At 66.1% G+C, this 17,206-nt stretch carries 13 protein-coding genes; 7 read left to right on the plus strand and 6 right to left on the minus strand.

Features of this window, described 5'->3' with window-relative positions:
• Window positions 1-21: 21 nt before the first annotated feature.
• Both AC1VXD_RS06410 and AC1VXD_RS06415 read left to right on the plus strand, forming a co-directional pair.
• Window positions 22-906: an outer membrane protein assembly factor BamD gene (locus AC1VXD_RS06410; protein ID WP_116863573.1), complete on the plus strand. Its 885-nt coding sequence runs from the start codon at window positions 22-24 to the stop codon at window positions 904-906.
• A gap of 198 nt (window positions 907-1,104) precedes the next feature.
• Entirely contained in the window at window positions 1,105-2,307 is a 1,203-nt protein-coding gene (locus AC1VXD_RS06415; RefSeq protein WP_482991367.1) for a lipase family protein, read from the plus strand.
• Between the two features lie 157 nt (window positions 2,308-2,464).
• Here the strand turns inward: AC1VXD_RS06415 and AC1VXD_RS06420 are convergent, their stop codons facing one another.
• The 3 genes from AC1VXD_RS06420 to sucC all read right to left on the minus strand — a co-directional run bounded on the left by AC1VXD_RS06420 (window position 2,465) and on the right by sucC (window position 6,378).
• Window positions 2,465-4,099, minus strand: a complete 1,635-nt coding sequence (locus AC1VXD_RS06420; RefSeq protein WP_482991368.1) for an NAD+ synthase — start codon at window positions 4,097-4,099, stop codon at window positions 2,465-2,467.
• A 212-nt stretch (window positions 4,100-4,311) separates the two neighbouring features.
• Window positions 4,312-5,187 (minus strand): succinate--CoA ligase subunit alpha, encoded by an 876-nt coding sequence (sucD, locus tag AC1VXD_RS06425; RefSeq protein ID WP_108760494.1) that lies wholly within the window; start codon window positions 5,185-5,187, stop codon window positions 4,312-4,314.
• Between the two features lie 21 nt (window positions 5,188-5,208).
• Window positions 5,209-6,378, minus strand: coding sequence for an ADP-forming succinate--CoA ligase subunit beta (gene sucC, locus AC1VXD_RS06430; protein WP_079222939.1), 1,170 nt, complete (start codon window positions 6,376-6,378; stop codon window positions 5,209-5,211).
• A 373-nt stretch (window positions 6,379-6,751) separates the two neighbouring features.
• Here sucC and AC1VXD_RS06435 point away from each other — a divergent pair, with 373 nt between their 5' ends.
• Window positions 6,752-8,365 carry a sensor histidine kinase gene (locus tag AC1VXD_RS06435; protein ID WP_482991369.1) on the plus strand — a complete coding sequence of 538 codons (1,614 nt, stop codon included), beginning with the start codon at window positions 6,752-6,754 and terminating at the stop codon, window positions 8,363-8,365.
• Between the two features lie 55 nt (window positions 8,366-8,420).
• Entirely contained in the window at window positions 8,421-9,794 is a 1,374-nt protein-coding gene (locus AC1VXD_RS06440) for a sigma-54-dependent transcriptional regulator (protein ID WP_482991370.1), read from the plus strand.
• Between the two features lie 134 nt (window positions 9,795-9,928).
• On the opposite strand, the gene pilB is transcribed toward AC1VXD_RS06440, so the two are convergent.
• Window positions 9,929-11,659: a type IV-A pilus assembly ATPase PilB gene (gene pilB / locus AC1VXD_RS06445; protein ID WP_482991371.1), complete on the minus strand. Its 1,731-nt coding sequence runs from the start codon at window positions 11,657-11,659 to the stop codon at window positions 9,929-9,931.
• A 274-nt stretch (window positions 11,660-11,933) separates the two neighbouring features.
• On the opposite strand from pilB, the gene AC1VXD_RS06450 reads away from it, so the two are divergent.
• From AC1VXD_RS06450 to AC1VXD_RS06460, 3 genes are read left to right on the plus strand one after another with little or no spacing between them, the layout of a single operon-like run.
• A complete protein-coding gene (locus AC1VXD_RS06450; protein WP_482991372.1) occupies window positions 11,934-12,806 on the plus strand; it encodes a glycosyltransferase family 2 protein in 873 nt (290 codons plus the stop codon).
• On the plus strand, window positions 12,803-14,032 hold the full coding sequence (locus AC1VXD_RS06455; RefSeq protein ID WP_482991373.1) for a glycosyltransferase: 1,230 nt from the start codon (window positions 12,803-12,805) through the stop codon (window positions 14,030-14,032). The genes AC1VXD_RS06450 and AC1VXD_RS06455 overlap by 4 nt, the downstream gene beginning before the upstream one ends.
• A 43-nt stretch (window positions 14,033-14,075) precedes the next feature.
• A complete protein-coding gene (locus AC1VXD_RS06460; protein ID WP_482991394.1) occupies window positions 14,076-15,272 on the plus strand; it encodes a lipopolysaccharide biosynthesis protein in 1,197 nt (398 codons plus the stop codon).
• Here AC1VXD_RS06460 and AC1VXD_RS06465 read toward each other — a convergent pair.
• Window positions 15,235-16,350 carry a glycosyltransferase gene (locus tag AC1VXD_RS06465; protein ID WP_482991374.1) on the minus strand — a complete coding sequence of 372 codons (1,116 nt, stop codon included), beginning with the start codon at window positions 16,348-16,350 and terminating at the stop codon, window positions 15,235-15,237. The genes AC1VXD_RS06460 and AC1VXD_RS06465 overlap by 38 nt on opposite strands.
• The gene (locus AC1VXD_RS06470; protein ID WP_482991375.1) at window positions 16,347-17,090 is read right to left on the minus strand and encodes an FkbM family methyltransferase; all 744 of its coding nucleotides are present in this window, start codon (window positions 17,088-17,090) and stop codon (window positions 16,347-16,349) included. Before AC1VXD_RS06470 ends, AC1VXD_RS06465 begins: the two co-directional genes overlap by 4 nt.
• Window positions 17,091-17,206: the final 116 nt, after the last annotated feature.

Genomic DNA, 17,206 nt, shown 5'->3' on the forward strand with positions numbered 1-17,206 from the left:
GACGCGTCCCGCCTTGACCCCATGATCCGACGCTCCTCCATGCTCTCTGCGCCCGTCCGCCTCACCGCCCTGCTGCTGGTGCTGGTCATCGCCGCCACTGGTTGCCATCGCGGCGCCAAGGGTGATCGCCCCGATGAAGGAACGCCGGTCGAACAACTGTACGACAAGAGCCACAAGCTGATGCAGGGTGGCAACTGGAGTGGCGCCGAAGCCAGCTTCCGCCGCCTGGTGGCCCAGTACCCCTACGGTCCGTACACCGAGCAGGCGATGATCGAAACCGCCTATGCCCAGTACAAGGCCGGCAAGCACGATGACGCCGTCTCGAGCATCGACCGCTTCATCCGTACCTACCCGACCCACCGCAACATCGCGTACCTGTACTACCTCCGCGGCCTGGCCAATTCCAACCGCAATACGGTTTTCCTGCGTCGCGTATGGTCCCTGGACCCGAGCCGCCGCGATCTGTCCACGCCCCACCAGGCGTATTCGGACTTCAACATCGTGGTCGACCGCTACCCGAACAGCCGCTACGCCGCCGATGCGCGCCAGCGCATGATCGAGCTGCGTGACGTGTTCGCCCAGCACGAGCTGGACAACGCCCTGTATTACCTGCGTCGCGGCGCCTATGTCTCGGCCGCCGGCCGCGCCAACTACCTGCTGGAAACCTACCCGCAGAGCGCCTTCCAGTACGACGCCGTGGCGGTGCTGGGCGAGTCCTACACCCACCTGGGCAACAAGACCCTGGCCGATGACGCCCGTCGCGTGCTGACGCTGAACCAGCCGCAGCACCCGTGGCTGGAAGGCAAGTGGCCGAAGTACCCGTGGATGATCCGCAAGCTGAACCCGTTTGCCGGCGAGAAGTCGGCCAGCACCGGCCAGCGCAACGCGCGGCTGGAAAAGAAGTAAGAAAAGGGGCCCCGCAAGGGGCCCTTTCCTTTTGTAGAGGTAGTGTCGGCCGCTGGCCGGCAGCCCGGCATCCCATCTGCGGCCGGCCACCTAGGAATTCTACGAATTGCCGGCCATTGCGACGTCGTTCGCAGCCGGCGCCCGTTGGGCACCTCCACACTGCGGCGCAACGGCCATTCCGGCCGGCAAGGAGCCCGCATGCCCAATCTTTCCCGCCGCGTCTGGCATGTCCCGGCGCTGATCGCCGCCGTCCTCCTCGGCCAGGCATCAGGACTGGCATCGGCGGCCCCGCCTGCCCCGGGCGAGCTGCTGTCCGCTGCGCCGTACCAGGCCAGCTGGGTGCCCTCCAGGGCGGCGCAGGCCTACAAGCTTCACTACCGCACCCCTGACCATCGCGGCCAGCTCGCCGAAGGCACCGGCCTGCTTTACCTGCCCTCGGGCGCCCCGCCGATGGGGGGCTGGCCCATCGTTTCATGGGCGCATGGCACCCAGGGCATTGCCGACCGCTGCGCGCCCTCGGTTTCCGGCCCCTACCAGCCGGAGCGTGATGGGCGCTTCCTCGACCAGTTTCTGGCCCAGGGCTATGCCGTGGTCGCCGCCGACTACCAGGGGCTGGGCAGCCCCGGCAACCACGCTTACCTGCACGTACGCACCGCCGCGCGCAACGCCATCGATCTGGTCAAGGCGAGCCGCCACTACCTGGGCACGGCGACGCTATCGCCACGCTGGGTGTCGGTCGGCCATTCGCAGGGGGGCGCAGCGGCGCTGACCGCCGGCCATCTGGCTCCGTCCTATGGCGGCTCTCACCTGCAGTACCGCGGCAGTTTCACCACCGGCACGCCCACGGCGGTGGAGCTGACCGCACTGGTGATGAAGCCGGACAACCGCACGGCCAATCCCGGCGCGGTCAATGCGTACCATGCCTACCTGCTTGATGGCCTGCTGCAGGTCGCCCCACAGATCGACCAGGTGCTCAGCGATGCCGGTCGCGCGCGCGTGGCGCTGGCACGGCAGCAGTGCCTGGGCGAACTGGCCATGACCCTGGACAACGCCGATACCGGCTCGATGTTCACCGCACCGCTGACCGAAGTGCCCGGGATCTGGTCCGTGCTGCATGACTACTTGGGGGTGCCGCGCACAGGGTTCAGCCAGCCGCTGATGCTTGGCCACGGCAGCGCCGATCGCGACGTGCCCTACCTGACCACCCTGCTGTATGCCGCCGGTCTGGCGCTGCGCGGCGAACCGGTGGCGTTCCGCCGCTACCCGGTCGATCATCGCGGCACGCTGGATGCCGCTGCGGCCGATGGCCTGGCCTTCGTGCAGGCACGCCTGGGCGGCAGCACGTTTGATGAGGCGGGTGAAACCGCTGGCCTTGAAGCACTGCTCGACCAGGCCCGGTAGATCCACGCCGCGCGTGTATGCATGGCGCGTGGAATTGCCGGCCAGCGGCCGGCACTACCGCTTCTGGTAGATCCACGCCATGTGTGCCGTTCAAGTAGAGCCACGCCATGCGTGGATGGCCCGGTAGCGCCGGGCCATGCCCGGCGCCCCCGTTACCTCACCCCTTGTAACCATTGCTGATCGGGTACCGGCGCTCGCGGCCGAACGCCCGGCGCGAGACCTTCGGGCCCGGCGCAGCCTGGTGCCGCTTCCACTCGCTGATGCGCACCAGGCGCAGCACGCGGTCGACCACGGCCGCGTCGTAGCCGGCGGCCACGATCTCCGTGCGCGACTGCTCCTGGTCCACGTAGCGGTACAGGATGCCGTCCAGCACGTCGTAGGCCGGCAGCGAATCCTGGTCAAGCTGGTTGTCGCGCAGTTCGGCCGACGGCGGGCGGCTGATCACCGCCGGCGGAATCACCGGCGCGCCGCCCACGGTGTTGCGCCACTTGGAGAGGCCGAACACCTCCGTCTTGTACAGGTCCTTCAGCGGCGCGTAGCCACCGCACATGTCGCCGTAGATGGTGGCATACCCCACCGCGTACTCGCTCTTGTTGCCGGTGGTCAGCAGCAGGCCGCCGAACTTGTTGGCCAGCGCCATCAGGATCACGCCACGGCTGCGCGACTGCAGGTTCTCTTCGGTCACGTCCGGCGTGGTGCCTTCGAACATCGGCGCCAGGGCTTCCATCAGGCCCTTGAAGGCCGGCTCGATCGACACCGCTTCCAGCTTCACGCCCAGCGCCTCGCACTGCTCGGCGGCCAGGTCGTTGGACATGCCGGCGGTGTAGCGCGACGGCAGGCGCACGGCGGTGACGTTCTCCGCGCCCAGCGCGTCGACGGCCAGGGCCAGCACCAGCGCCGAATCGATGCCGCCGGACAGGCCAAGCCACACCTTCTTGAAGCCGTTCTTGCGGCAGTAATCCTGGATGCCGCGGGTCACCGCACGCCAGGCCAGCGCGTCCATGCTCTCGTCGCCATCGTCCATCCACACGTGCGGCAGGAAGCGGCGGGTTTCGCCGTCGTAGTCCACCACCAGCCACTGGTCGACGAAGGCAGCCGCCGCCGGGTGCACGGTACCGTCGCCGTCGGCAACCACCGAGGCACCGTCGAACACCAGCGCATCCTGGCCACCGACCACGTTGAGGTAGGCAATCGCCGCCCCGCTCTCGCGGGTGCGCGCGGCCAGCACGGCATCGCGCTGGGCATGCTTGCCACGCTCGTACGGTGAGGCGTTGGGCACCACCACCAGCTGCGCACCCTCGCGCACGGTGTCGGCCATCGGCTCGGCGAACCACAGGTCCTCACAGATCAGCAGGCCGACCGGCACGCCGTTGACGTCGAACACGCAGCTGCCGCCGTCCGGGTCCACGTCGAAGTAGCGGCGCTCGTCGAACACGGCGTAGTTGGGCAGCTCCCGCTTGCGGTAGGTGCGCTCGACCAGGCCGTCACGCAGCACGCTGGCAGCGTTGTAGACCACCGCACCGGCGGCCTGCGGCCAGCCGACCACAGCGGTGATGCCACGGCAGGCGGCGGCGATGCGGACCAGCGCCTGCTCGCACTCGTACAGGAAGCCCGGACGCAGCAGCAGGTCCTCCGGCGGATAGCCGCTCACCGCCAGCTCGGGGAACATCACCAGCTCGGCGCCGTACTCCTCGCGCGCCTGGCCGATCATCTCGATGATGCGCTCGGTGTTGCCGGCGACATCGCCGACGGGAAAGTCGAACTGCGCCATCGCGATGCGGATCGAAGCCATGGGAATCCAGCCTGTGGTTGCAATGGCCCATTGTAACGCCGCGCCATGCGCTCGCCGGACCATCCCAGGAGATCCACGCCATGCGTAGATGGGGCCGGCCGGGACACCGCCAGACGCAGAAAAGCCGCCCGGAGGCGGCTTTTCTGTTTGAACGGGTAGAGCAGTCGACCAACGGTCGACTCTACCGAATCGTCTGCCGGAGGCAGTCGTTCTTATTTCACCAGCTTGGCGATGGCAGCGCCCAGGTCGCCCGGCGAGCGGACGGTGACGACACCGGCAGCTTCCATGGCGGCGAACTTGCCTTCGGCAGTGCCCTTGCCGCCCGAGGCGATCGCACCGGCGTGGCCCATGCGCTTGCCGGCCGGAGCCGACGCACCGGCGATGAAACCGACGACCGGCTTCTTCACGTGGTTCTTGATGTACTCGGCACCGGCTTCTTCAGCGTCACCGCCGATTTCGCCGACCATGATGATGCCTTCGGTCTGCGGATCTTCGTTGAACAGCTTCAGGCAGTCGACGAAGTTCAGGCCGTTGATCGGGTCACCACCGATGCCGATGCAGGTGGACTGGCCCAGGCCGACTTCGGTGGTCTGCTTGACCGCTTCATAGGTCAGGGTGCCCGAACGCGACACGATGCCGATCTTGCCCGGCTTGTGGATGTGGCCCGGCATGATGCCGATCTTGCACTCACCCGGGGTGATGACGCCCGGGCAGTTCGGCCCGATCAGCACGGTGTCCGGGTGGGCACGGGTCAGCACGTTCTTGACGCGCAGCATGTCCAGCACCGGGATGCCTTCGGTGATGCAGACGATGACCGAGATGCCGGCAGCAGCAGCTTCCAGGATCGCGTCAGCCGCGTACGGCGGCGGCACGTAGATGACCGAAGCGTTGGCGCCGGTGCTCTGCACGGCGTCGGCAACGGTGTTGAAGACCGGCAGATCGATATGGGTGGTGCCACCCTTGCCCGGGGTCACGCCGCCCACAACCTGGGTGCCGTACTCGATCATCTGAGTGGCGTGGAAGGTGCCCTGCTGGCCGGTGAAGCCCTGCACGATCACCTTGGTGTTCTTGTTGATCAAAACAGACATTGGAATTCCTTGGTGTCGGTATCAGGCAGCGTTCTTGACAGCTTCAACGATCTTCTTGGCGCCATCGTTGATGTTGTCAGCCGGGATGATGGCCATGCCGCTGTCACGCAGCAGCTGCTTGCCTTCTTCCACGTTGGTGCCTTCCAGGCGGACCACGACCGGAACCTTGACGCCCACTTCCTTCACGGCGGCGATGATGCCTTCGGCAATCATGTCGCAGCGGACGATGCCGCCAAAGATGTTGACGAAGATGCCTTCGACCTTGTCCGAGGACAGGATCAGCTTGAAGGCTTCGATGACGCGCTGCTTGTTGGCACCGCCGCCCACGTCCAGGAAGTTCGCCGGCTCGCCGCCGTTGAGCTTGATCACGTCCATGGTGGCCATGGCCAGGCCGGCGCCGTTCACCATGCAGCCGATGTTGCCGTCCATGGTGACGTAGTTGATGTCCAGTTCCGAAGCGATCACTTCGGTCGGATCTTCCTGGGTCTTGTCACGCATGGCGACCAGGGCCTTCTGGCGGAAGGCGGCGTTGTCGTCGCTGTCGAACTTGCCGTCCAGCGCGTACAGGTTGCCGTCGTCCAGGATGGCCAGCGGGTTGATTTCAACCAGGGCCAGGTCCTTTTCGTTGAACAGGCGGTACAGGTTCACCATGATGCTGGCGAACTGGCCGGCCTGCTTGGCGGTCAGGCCCAGCTTGAAGCCGAAATCACGGCCGTGGTAACCCTGCACGCCTTCGACGAAGTCGACGTTCAGCGAGTGGATCAGCTCCGGGGTTTCAGCAGCAACCTGCTCGATCTCCACGCCGCCTTCCGAAGAAGCGATGTAGGTGATGGTCTTGGTGCCACGGTCAACCAGCACCGACAGGTACAGTTCCTTGACGATCTCGCCGGCGGTGGTCACCAGCACCAGGTTGACCGGCAGTTCAACGCCTGCGGTCTGGTAGGTGGCCATCTTGGTGCCGAGCATCTTGGCCGCAGCGGCCTTCACGTCGTCGGTGGTCTTGCAGAACTTGACGCCGCCAGCCTTGCCGCGGCCGCCAGCGTGGATCTGCGCCTTGACCATCCAGGGGCCCTGGCCCAGGGAGTTGGCAGCTTCGACTGCTTCGTCCGGGGTCGCCGCGACCTTGCCGGCCGGGACCGGGATGCCGTACTCGGCAAGCAGCTGTTTTGACTGGTATTCGTGGAAATTCATGCGTCACCGTGGGAATAGGAACGACCGCACGCAATTCCTCAGGGGCCCCGGCGGGGCGCCGGCATGGACCGCGGCGGGCCTACTATTGTGGCCGAGCCAGCGCCGGGGCGCAAAGAACCCGGGACAAACGGCCAGACCCGGCCAGATTTCCACGTTCATTCAGGCAGTTGCGCCGCCCCGGCGGGGTGGCCCCGTGGGCCTGGCGCGGTCCGATTGCGCAGGAAACCGCTTCCACAGGCCTATACTGGGAGGCGCAGGGTCAAGCACGGCTCGGCGCTACAGAACGCGGGTCCGGTGGTCGGGGAACATCGGGTACGCTGCAGTGCCAACGCCGTCAGATACAGTTCCAGGCAGCCAGAAGGGGAGTTCCGGCGTGTCACCCAGTGCTTCATTGATCGACCGCATCGAATCGATTCCCCGGCGCGAGCTGTATTTCTTCGCGCTGTACCGCGTGCTGATCGCTTCGGTCATCGCCGCGCTGCTGTACAGCCCGCTGTCGGTGATGGTCGGCGAAGCGCACCACCCGCGCCTGGCCTACCTGGTCGGAGCCACCTACCTGGCGTTGTCCCTGCTGCTGCTGGTGGTGGGCCGCAGCGAGCGCTGGCTGCTGCCGATCGTGGTCACCGGCGTGCTGCTGGACATCATCGCCGCCAGCCTGCTGGCCCACGCCCTGCCCGGCGCCAGCGCCGGCATCTCGATGTCGCTGCTGTTCAACATCGCCGCCGCGGCCACGCTGCTGCCCCTCAGCTGGGGCCTGGTCCTGGCCCTGGCCGCCAGCGTCGCCACCGCCGCCGAGTACCTGTGGAAGGTGCTCGAGGGCGGCGCCCCCACCCGCACCCTGGCCGAACTGGCGATGTTCGCCACCAGCTACCTGGCCCTGGCCTTCATCAGCTACCAGGTCGGCAGCCGCGCGCGCCGCAACCAGCAGCTGGCCAACCAGCGCGGCGATGAAGTGGCCAATCTGTTCCAGATCAACGAGCTGATCATCCGCCGCATGCGCACCGGGGTGATCGTCGTCGATGGCGACAACCGCATCACCCTCGCCAACGAAGCCGCCTCCCTGCTGCTGGGCGACAGCGACGGGGTCGGCGAGACCGGCCAGCTGAACCTGGCCAGCATTGCCCCCGAACTGGCCCGGCGCCTGACCCGCTGGCGCAACGGCTGGGCCCAGGACGAACTGCCGCTGCAGCTCAACCCCGACCAGCCCGAGGTCCAGCCGCGGTTTGCCCGCCTGCTGGCCGGCAGCGAGCTGGCCTTGGTCTTCCTGGACGACTCCAGCGTGGTCTCGCGCCGCGCCGAGTCGCTCACTCTCTCGGCCATGGGTCGCTTCTCGGCCAGCCTGGCACACGAGATCCGCAACCCGCTGGCGGCCATCAACTACGCCGTGCAGCTGCTGGAGGAAGGCACCGGCTTCAACGAGAGCGACCGCCGCCTGCTGCAGATCATCCACCAGCAGTGCCAGCGCACCAACGGCATCGTCGAAAGCGTGCTGGGCCTGGCCCGGCGCGAGCGCGCCAACCCCGAGAACGTCGACCTGGCCGCCTTCGTGCGCCGCTTCGTGCTGGAGTACAAGCAGGGCCAGACTCTGGAAACGGACAGCATCGAGCCGATCATCAACGACACCTCGGTGCCCGCCCTGGTCGACACCCGCCACCTCTACCAGGTGCTCACCGTGCTGGTGCACAACGCGCTGAAGTACGGCCGCATCGGCGAGCAGCCGGCGCGCGTGCGCCTGCGCGTGGCCCAGCACGAGCGCAGCGCGGTGATCGATGTGATGGACCGCGGCCCGGGCATCCCCGAGGCCGTGGCTGCGCAGCTGTTCCGCCCCTTCTTCACCACCTCCGAGCACGGCACCGGCCTGGGGCTGTACATCGCCCGCGAGCTGTGCCGGGCCAACCAGGCACGGCTGGACTACATCCCCGTGCCGGCCGGCGGTTCCTGCTTCCGCCTGGTCCTGCCCGGCCCGCACACCCTGCTTCCGCATTGATCCGCCGCGTCAAACATTTGTCGCTTCCAGCCCCCCTCGTTTATCTTCCCTGCCCATGAACGAAACCCGCAGCGCCCTCGTCGTCGACGATGAACGCGACATCCGCGAACTGCTGGTGTTGACCCTTGGCCGCATGGGCCTTCGCATCAGCACCGCCGCCAACCTCGCCGAAGCCCGCGAACTGCTGGCCAGCAACCCGTACGACCTGTGCATCACCGACATGCGGCTGCCGGACGGCAACGGCATCGAACTGGTCAGCGAGATCGCCCAGCACTACCCGCGTACGCCGGTGGCGATGATCACCGCCTTCGGCAGCATGGACCTGGCCGTGGAGGCGCTGAAGGCCGGCGCCTTCGACTTCGTCAGCAAGCCGGTGGACATCAGCGTGCTGCGTGGCCTGGTCAAGCACGCCCTGGAACTCAACAACAGCGAGCGCCCGGTCGCAGCGGCCGCCAGCGAACAGGCCGCCCGCCTGCTCGGGGACTCGCCCGCCATGGACGTGCTGCGCGCCACCATCGGAAAGGTCGCCCGCAGCCAGGCACCGGTCTACATCCTCGGCGAATCCGGGGTGGGCAAGGAGCTGGTCGCACGCACCATCCACGCACAGGGCGGGCGCGCCGCCGGCCCGTTCATTCCGGTCAACTGTGGTGCCATCCCGACCGAGCTGATGGAGAGTGAGTTCTTCGGCCACCGCAAGGGCAGCTTCACCGGCGCCCACGCCGACAAGCCCGGCCTGTTCCAGGCCGCGCACGGCGGCACCCTGTTCCTGGATGAAGTGGCCGAACTGCCCCTGCAGATGCAGGTCAAGCTGCTGCGCGCCATCCAGGAAAAGTCGGTGCGCGCATTGGGCGCAGCCAACGAAGAACCGGTGGATGTGCGCATCCTCTCGGCCACCCACAAGGACCTGGCCGAGCTGGTCGAGGACGGGCGCTTCCGCCACGACCTGTACTACCGCATAAACGTCATCGAACTGAAGGTGCCGCCGCTGCGCGAGCGCCGCCAGGACCTGCCGGACCTCGCCGGTTCCATCCTCGCCCGGCTGGCGCGCAGCCACGGCCGCGCCACCCCGCTGCTGGCGCCCTCGGCGCTGGACGCACTGGCCCATTACGGCTTCCCGGGCAATGTGCGCGAACTGGAGAACATCCTTGAGCGCGCCCTGGCCCTGGCCGAGGAAGACCGCATCGGCGCCGACGACCTGCGCCTGCCGCAGCACGCCCCGCGCACCGCCGGCGGCCCTGCCGCACCCGAAGCCGTGGTCGACCTGCACCCCGGCAGCGCCGCCCTGCCCTCCTACATCGAGCAGCTCGAACGCAGCGCGATCCAGCGTGCGCTGGAAGAAAACCGCTGGAACAAGACCCGCACCGCCGCCCAGCTGGGCATCACCTTCCGGGCGCTGCGCTACAAGCTGAAGAAGCTGGGGATGGAGTAAGGAGCCGGATCGCACCATCCACGCATGGCGTGGATCTACTGAACCCGGCCATGCATCTGTAGAGCCGAGCCCACGCTCGGCTGCTTTGGCGGCTGCGCCGCCGCCCGAGCATCGGCTCGGGCGCTACAACTGCATCAATCCTTGGTAACGCGGTTGATCTCGGCCAGGCTGGTCACGCCCGCCGCGGCCTTCTTCAGTGCCGACTGGCGCAGGTCATTCACCTTGATGGCCTGTGCCGCCTCGGCAATCTGCAGCGCATTGCCACCGGCCAGGATGATGGTCGAGATCTCGTCGGTCATCGGCATCACCTGGTAGATACCGGTACGGCCCTTGTAGCCCTCGGTGCACTCGTCGCAGCCCACGGCTTCGTACAACTGGATGCCGGCATCCAGCTGCTCCTGGGTGAAACCCTCGGCCAGCAGCGCATGGGCGGGCAGATTGGCCGGCCGCTTGCAGTTGCTGCACAGGCGGCGGGCCAGGCGCTGGGCAATCACCAGAGTCACCGAGCTGGTGATGTTGTACGGCGCGATGCCCATGTTCATCAGGCGCGCGATCGTCTGCGGCGCGTCGTTGGTATGCAGCGTGGACAGCACCATGTGGCCGGTCTGCGCCGCCTTGATCGCGATCTCGGCCGTCTCCAGATCGCGGATTTCGCCGACCATGATGATGTCCGGATCCTGTCGCAGGAACGAGCGCAGCGCGGCCGCGAAGGTCATGCCGCGCTTGTTGTTCTGCTGCACCTGGTTGACGCCGGGCAGGCGGATTTCCACCGGGTCTTCCGCGGTGGAGATGTTGCGGGTCTCGTCGTTGAGGATGCCCAGCGCCGTATACAGCGACACGGTCTTGCCCGAACCGGTCGGGCCGGTCACCAGCACCATGCCGTAGGGCTTGTGGATCGCATCCAGGAACAGCTTCTGCTGGTCCGGCTCGTAACCCAGCTTGTCGATGCCCAGCTTGGCCGCGCTGCCGTCCAGGATACGCAGCACCACCTTCTCACCAAACAGCGTCGGCAAGGTGCTGACGCGGAAGTCGATCTGCTTGGTCTTGGACAGGTTCAGCTTGATGCGTCCGTCTTGCGGCACGCGCTTTTCAGCGATATCCAGCTGCGCCATCACCTTCAGGCGCGCGGCGATGCGCTGGTTCAACTTGACCGGCGCGCGCGCGACCATCTTCAGCAGGCCGTCGATGCGCAGGCGCACGCGGTAATCATCTTCGTAGGGCTCGAAGTGGATGTCCGAGGCGCCCTTGCGGATCGCGTCGACCAGCACCTTGTTGACGAACTTGACCACCGGGGTGTCGTCGCCCTTGGCGTCGATGCCACTGTCGCTGCTGCCAGCGAGATCCTCATCGCCACCGCTGACGTCGAGGTTGGCCATGCCCTCGTCATCACCACCCAGCGCGTCGGACATGGCGTCATGCTTGGACTGCCACTGCTCCAGCGTGCGACGGATCTGGTCCTCGTCGATGAGAATCGGCTCCACCACCAGATTGGTGTGGAACTTGATCTCATCCAGCGAATGGGTCGGGTTGCTGGTGCCAACAAACAGCCGGCCGCCGCGCTTGAACAGCGGCAGCACGTTGTGCTTGCGCAGCAGCTCTTCGCTGACCAGCGCAATGGCGTTCTGGCTGCTGTCGAAGGTGGACACATCGAACAGCGGCATGCCGAATTCGACTGAATTGGCGGCAGCCAGCTGGGCGGCACCCACGACCTTGTTCTGGGCGAACCAGGTCGGGAGGGGCAGGCGCGCGGCGGTAGCCTTGGCCATCGCGTCGCGGGCAGCGGTTTCGTCCAGAGCGCCGTCCTGGACCAGGCGGCGCGCCAGGCCGGTGATGCCGACGAGATTGGCGGAGGTTACGGCGTTCATGGAAATCCTTGGCTCGTGGGGCGGGCAATACCATGGCTCGTCTAGGAGCGCACGGCAGGGGGACCCAGGACAGGCCACGGTCGCTGACGCCCTCCCTGCATCCAGCCTGGCAGGCACAATCCTGACTCCCCGGCTGATGATAGCTCTCCCGGTGCCCCGCCAACACTGCGGCGGCGCGACTGACGCGTTCCTGCAACGTGGGCTGGAATGACCAGCACTCTATTCAGGTATCGTGGCGGAGTAACATTGCAACGGGGAAAAACGGGGAAACAACTTGAACCATCTCAGCATCATCCTGCCGGCAAAGAACGAGGCAGAGGGACTCCAGCGCACGCTGCCGGCACTTCGCCAGCACTATCCTCACGCGGAGATCATCGTCGTTGATGATGGGTCCACCGACGCCACGGCGGCCATCGCCCGCGAACACGGCGTCAACGTACTCTCCAACCCCTACTCGATGGGCAACGGCGCCTCGATCAAGCGTGGTGCGCGCGAGGCCACTGGCGAATTCCTGGTGTTCATGGATGCCGATGGACAGCATCACCCCGCTCACATCCAGGCCCTGCTGGAGAAGCTGGCTGAAGGCTACGACATGGTCGTGGGGGCCCGTGACAGCAGCGGCCAGGCAAATGTCCACCGCGGCCTGGCCAACCGCTTCTATAACCGGCTGGCCAGCCACATGACCGGCTTCGACGTGAAGGACCTGACCTCCGGCTTCCGTGCGGTGCGGGCTGGTCGCTTCCGCGAGTTCCTGCACCTGCTGCCGAACGGGTTCAGCTATCCGACCACCAGCACCATGGCCTTCTTCCGCAGCGCGTATCCGGTGGCCTACGTGCCCATCCCGGTGGCCAAGCGGGTAGGCAATGGCAGCCACATCCGCCCCATCAAGGACGGCATCCGCTTCCTCCTGATCATTTTCAAGATCGCTACGCTGTACTCACCGCTGAAGCTGTTCGCCCCGGTTGCGGTGGCGTTCTTCCTGCTGGGCCTGGGCTACTACGGCTATACCTTCGCGACCATGCACCGCTTCACCAACATGAGCACCTTGCTGTTCAGCGCATCGGTGATCATTTTCCTGATAGGTCTGGTCTCCGAGCAGATTACCGGCCTGACCTACCTGGCGTCGCGCAAGGATTCACAACCGTGACATCGGAAGGCGGAGCCGCCGCAGCCCTGCCGAAGCTGCTGGTCGTGGCCTCCACCTATCCGCGCTGGCGAGGTGACCCTGAACCTGGTTTCGTGCATGCATTGAGCCGGCATCTGACCAACCACTTCCAGGTCACCGTGCTTTGTCCGCATGCATCCGGTGCGGCTCTGCGGGAGGACCTCGACGGCGTCAGCGTCATCCGCTACCGCTATGCACCCGCAGCGCTCGAGCAGCTGGTCAACGGTGGCGGCATTGTCTCCAACCTGCGCCATCGTCCATGGACGATGGCGTTGGTACCCACCTTCCTGCTGGGCCAATGGTGGGCCATGCGGCGGGAGCTGCAGCGGCATCGCCACCACGTGCTGCACGTCCATTGGATCGTACCGCAGGGACTGGCCAGCGCGCTTCTGCCGAAACGCCTGCGCCCACCGATGCTGGTCACTTCCCATGGCGGCGACCTGTTCTCGCTGCGTGGCCGCGTGTTCCATGCAATCAAGCGCTTCGCGTTGTCCCGAGCCCAGGCGGTCAGCGTGGTCAGCGATGCGATGGCAGCCCCGATGCGTGCATTGACCCCGCAGCTCCCCCTGTCGGTCTCGCCAATGGGCGTGGATCTGCAGCACCACTTCGTGCCTTCTCCAGGAACACGTTCGCACAATGAATTGCTGTTCGTCGGCCGGCTGGTCGAAAAGAAGGGATTGATCCATCTTCTTGATGCATTGCCGGCGGTGCTCGCGCACCATCCAGATACGACGCTCACCGTCATCGGACATGGTCCGGAACGCGAAGCGCGGCAAGCCCAGGTGAAAGCGCTAGGTCTCGAGGCCCACGTACGCTTTCTGGGTGCCCTCCAGCAAGGAGCCCTGCCGGCGCACTACCAGCGGGCAACCGCACTCGTTGCGCCCTTCGTGCAGGCCTGCAATGGCGACCAGGAAGGGCTGGGCCTGGTCACCGTCGAAGCGCTTGGCTGTGGATGTCCCGTGGTGACCACCGACGTTCCGGCAGTACAGGATGCATTCCCGGCAGGCCCCCCGCGCTACCTCGCCCCGCAACGCGATGCCGCGGCGCTTGCCAGCGTACTGGTGACGCTGCTCGACGCACCGGAGGCGGCCGAAGCATGGGCGCGCTCGCAGCGCCCCGCGCTGCTGGCCCGTTTCGACCACGCCCAGGTCGCAGCGGACTACGCGCGCCAGTTGCGGTCAATCATGGAGATGCCGGGTGCCCGTTAGACTGCCGCGCCTCGGTGGCTTGGCTCGGACGTCCCTGCTGGTGATGTTCTGGCAGGGCACCCGCATGCTGTGCCTGGCCGCCTGGATCATCGTTGGTGCGCGCGTACTGGGTGCGGACAACTACGGCCTCTTTTCCGGCACGGTGGGTACCGCATCGGCGCTGGCTGGCCTGGTAGGCCTGGGCGGCGGAATGCTGATGTACCAGTACGCCGCTGCAGACCGCTCGCGTTTCGCCCGCTATTGGAGGCAGTGCCTGCTGCTCTGCGTGATCAGCGCGGGTCCGCTTTCGCTGGTCTTCTATCTGCTCAGTGCAGGCTTGCTGTCATGGCCCGCGCTCTGCCTGATCGCATTGTCCGAAATCGTCGCGTTCCCGTTCGTGACCAATGCCGCGTTCGCCCTCTCGGCCAATGATCGGATGGGGTGGTCGGCCGCCCTGCCCGCTCTCAATGCCTTGCTGCGTCTGGCGGCGATCGGCATTTTCAGTGCGCTTCCAACATCGGCTGGCCTGACCGCGTATCTCGCGCTGCATCTGGCCGCGTCCGCCAGCAGTGCCCTGCTCTCGCTGCTGGCGGTACGCTGCCTGTTGAAGCCAGAGCACGCCACCGCCCGGATCAGCCGCAGCGACCTCGTGCACGGCGGCGGCCACGCGGCCGCGTGGAGTTCGTCAGTGGGGGTTACCACATTGGACAAATCCTTCGTACTGCATGCAGGTGGCAGCGCGATTGCCGGCCAGTATTCGGCCGCATACCGCATCGCAGCCGTGTTCGCGATGCCGCTCGATGCAATGATCATGTCCGCCATGCCGCGTCTGTTCCGGGCGCAACGGGACAATGCACAGTACCGGCGCCTCGTCGCCTCGATGATCCTGGCCGCGCTGGGCTATGGCATCGTCGCCAGCGTGGTTCTGGGTTACGGCGCCCACATGCTTCCGCATCTGCTCGGCAACGATTTCACCGCGGCCATTCCGGGACTGCAGTGGATGGGCCTGTTCGTGGTCGGCTACAGCCTGCGGCAGATCGGCTGCCATACGCTGCTGGGGCGTGGCTGGAAACTGCGCAAGTTCCTCGTCGAAGCGCTGGGCCTGGTGTTGATGGCAGTGCTCTCGGCATTTTGGATCCCCGCGTACGGCCTTCAAGGCGCGGTGTGGATGATCATCACCGCCGAGGCCGTGATGGCCTTCATTGCCTGGCTGGCCGTGCCCTTTAGCCCCGCGCCGGTAATCGCGAACGCGCAGCACTGAACACATCCAGGTAGATCTGGCACGCCGTCTCGATGGAGAAAGCATCGCCGCGCGCCCGCAGCATCTGCGCAGGCACCCGGCCGTTCCCCTCGATGACGTTGCGCAGGGCCAGTGCCAATGCAGCCGCATCCCCTACTGGTACCAGCTGTCCATACCGTCCCTCCCCCAGCACCTCGGCAGGGCCATGCGGGCAGTCGGTGGCCACAACCTGGATGCCACAGTGCATGGCTTCCACCAGCACGTTGCCAAACCCTTCGTAATCCGAACACAGGACCAATGCCGTGCTGCGCGCCATCCACGGCAGCACGTCCTCCACGCGGCCAGCCAGCGCGACGTCGTCCTGCAGCGCGCTTGCCGCCACCCACCCGGCAAGACGATCTCCCTCCTCGCCCTGCCCAAGTACCAGCAGGCGCGCCCGGTGGTTCTGCCGCAAAAGTACGAACGCCTCCCACAACACGTCTAGGCGCTTTTCCGGCGAAAGGCGCCCGGCATAGATGAACACGGGGATCCCGTCATGCGGGAAGGGCCATGCCTGGTCCGGCAGGATCGGCGCACTCTGCGTCTTGCGGGTGATGGGGTTGTGGATGACTCGAACCTGCGCGACGGGAAGGCCAAGTTCCACTTCTATGTCCCTGGCCAGCGCTGCCGACACCGCAACAACCGCCTGCGCGGCCGGTGTGCTGATACGCATGAGCCAACGGATGCCCTCCAGCTTGCATCGTGCAGAACCGCGCGCCTTCTTTCGCGGGGCGGACAGCGCAAGATGCTGGGCCACCACCACGGCCGTGGTGGGATAGAGCAGCCGTTGCCAGAAAACAATCCAGATGGCGAGGTCGTTGGCGGTTGTAACCACGATCGCGGGACGCTCGCGCCTGATCAGCCATGGCAACCGGAGAAGCAGCTGCCAGGCACCACGCGGTGCGACGAAGTCGACCTCTCCCGCATGGCCGGGGCCGCCAAGATCGCGACCAGCGATGACACGCGCAGCCTCACCCCGTTCCCTGAAGCCGCGCAGCAGGTTCAGCTGCACGCGCTCCAGGCCGCCAGGCTCCCAGCGGCTGGCCAACAGCCAGATCATGCGGATTCGACTGCCAAGGCCGGCCCGGCGATGCAGATGACATCCTGGTATTCTCGGAGATCCTCGATCGTGATTCTCGCCAGGCGCCCATGCGGTTCCAGTCGATGGAAGCGATAGCCGAGCGGCTCGATCTGCGCCAGGATATCCCGACACTGATAACCCGCCGCCAGGCAGGCGCTTTCCTGCACTTCCACTGCAATGATTGGAAGGAAGCGGCGCACGGCTTCCAATCCCCCTCGCAGACAAGGGAGTTCACCACCTTCAATATCAATCTTCAAAAAATCCAACCGAGCCAGACCGACGCGGTTAGCCAGTTCGTCGAGCGTCGTGATGTCGACCACACCGACACAGGGATCTATCCCTACGGTTCCATGCAGGCTGCCAAGTCCTTGATTGAACTCCACCTCGTCGGTCTGTCCACAGGATGCGTAGATCGGCAACCGCCCAGCTTGGTCCGCCAGTCCCTGCTGGTAAACCTGCACTATCCCCGTCAGCTCATTGCGCTGTACATTTTGCCGTAGTTGGTCAGCGATACCGGCGATGGGCTCCAGTGCAACAACAGTACCTCCCGGTCCCACGCGGTTGGCGCACACCAGGCTTATCTCCCCGACGTTCGCGCCCACATCGACCACGACCATTCCAGGCTCGAGAATCCGATCAAGGAGCGAGACCAGCCGCAGGTTGTAGTAACCCATCCAGAACATGCGCCGCTGCATATGCTCGGCCAGGTCCAGGGCCACTGTGAACCGCCCATCAAAATCGCGAACTACCTCGGGCCCTCGCCAGTGTCGAAACACGCGCCGGAAGACACTTTGAACCACACCCGGCCGCTCGCCGAAGCACAGACGGTTTCCCA

The sequence above is a fragment of the Stenotrophomonas sp. STEN054 genome (assembly GCF_056854535.1).

Excerpts from the sequence above, each read along its gene's own strand:
- AC1VXD_RS06460 (WP_482991394.1), top strand. The coding sequence starts at position 14,076 with ATGTTCTGGCAGGGCACCCGCATGCTGTGCCTGGCCGCCTGGATCATC.
- AC1VXD_RS06410 (WP_116863573.1), top strand. The coding sequence starts at position 22 with ATGATCCGACGCTCCTCCATGCTCTCTGCGCCCGTCCGCCTCACCGCC.
- AC1VXD_RS06465 (WP_482991374.1), bottom strand. The coding sequence starts at position 16,350 with ATGATCTGGCTGTTGGCCAGCCGCTGGGAGCCTGGCGGCCTGGAGCGC.
- sucC (WP_079222939.1), bottom strand. The coding sequence starts at position 6,378 with ATGAATTTCCACGAATACCAGTCAAAACAGCTGCTTGCCGAGTACGGC.
- AC1VXD_RS06415 (WP_482991367.1), top strand. The coding sequence starts at position 1,105 with ATGCCCAATCTTTCCCGCCGCGTCTGGCATGTCCCGGCGCTGATCGCC.
- sucD (WP_108760494.1), bottom strand. The coding sequence starts at position 5,187 with ATGTCTGTTTTGATCAACAAGAACACCAAGGTGATCGTGCAGGGCTTC.
- pilB (WP_482991371.1), bottom strand. The coding sequence starts at position 11,659 with ATGAACGCCGTAACCTCCGCCAATCTCGTCGGCATCACCGGCCTGGCG.
- AC1VXD_RS06420 (WP_482991368.1), bottom strand. The coding sequence starts at position 4,099 with ATGGCTTCGATCCGCATCGCGATGGCGCAGTTCGACTTTCCCGTCGGC.
- AC1VXD_RS06440 (WP_482991370.1), top strand. The coding sequence starts at position 8,421 with ATGAACGAAACCCGCAGCGCCCTCGTCGTCGACGATGAACGCGACATC.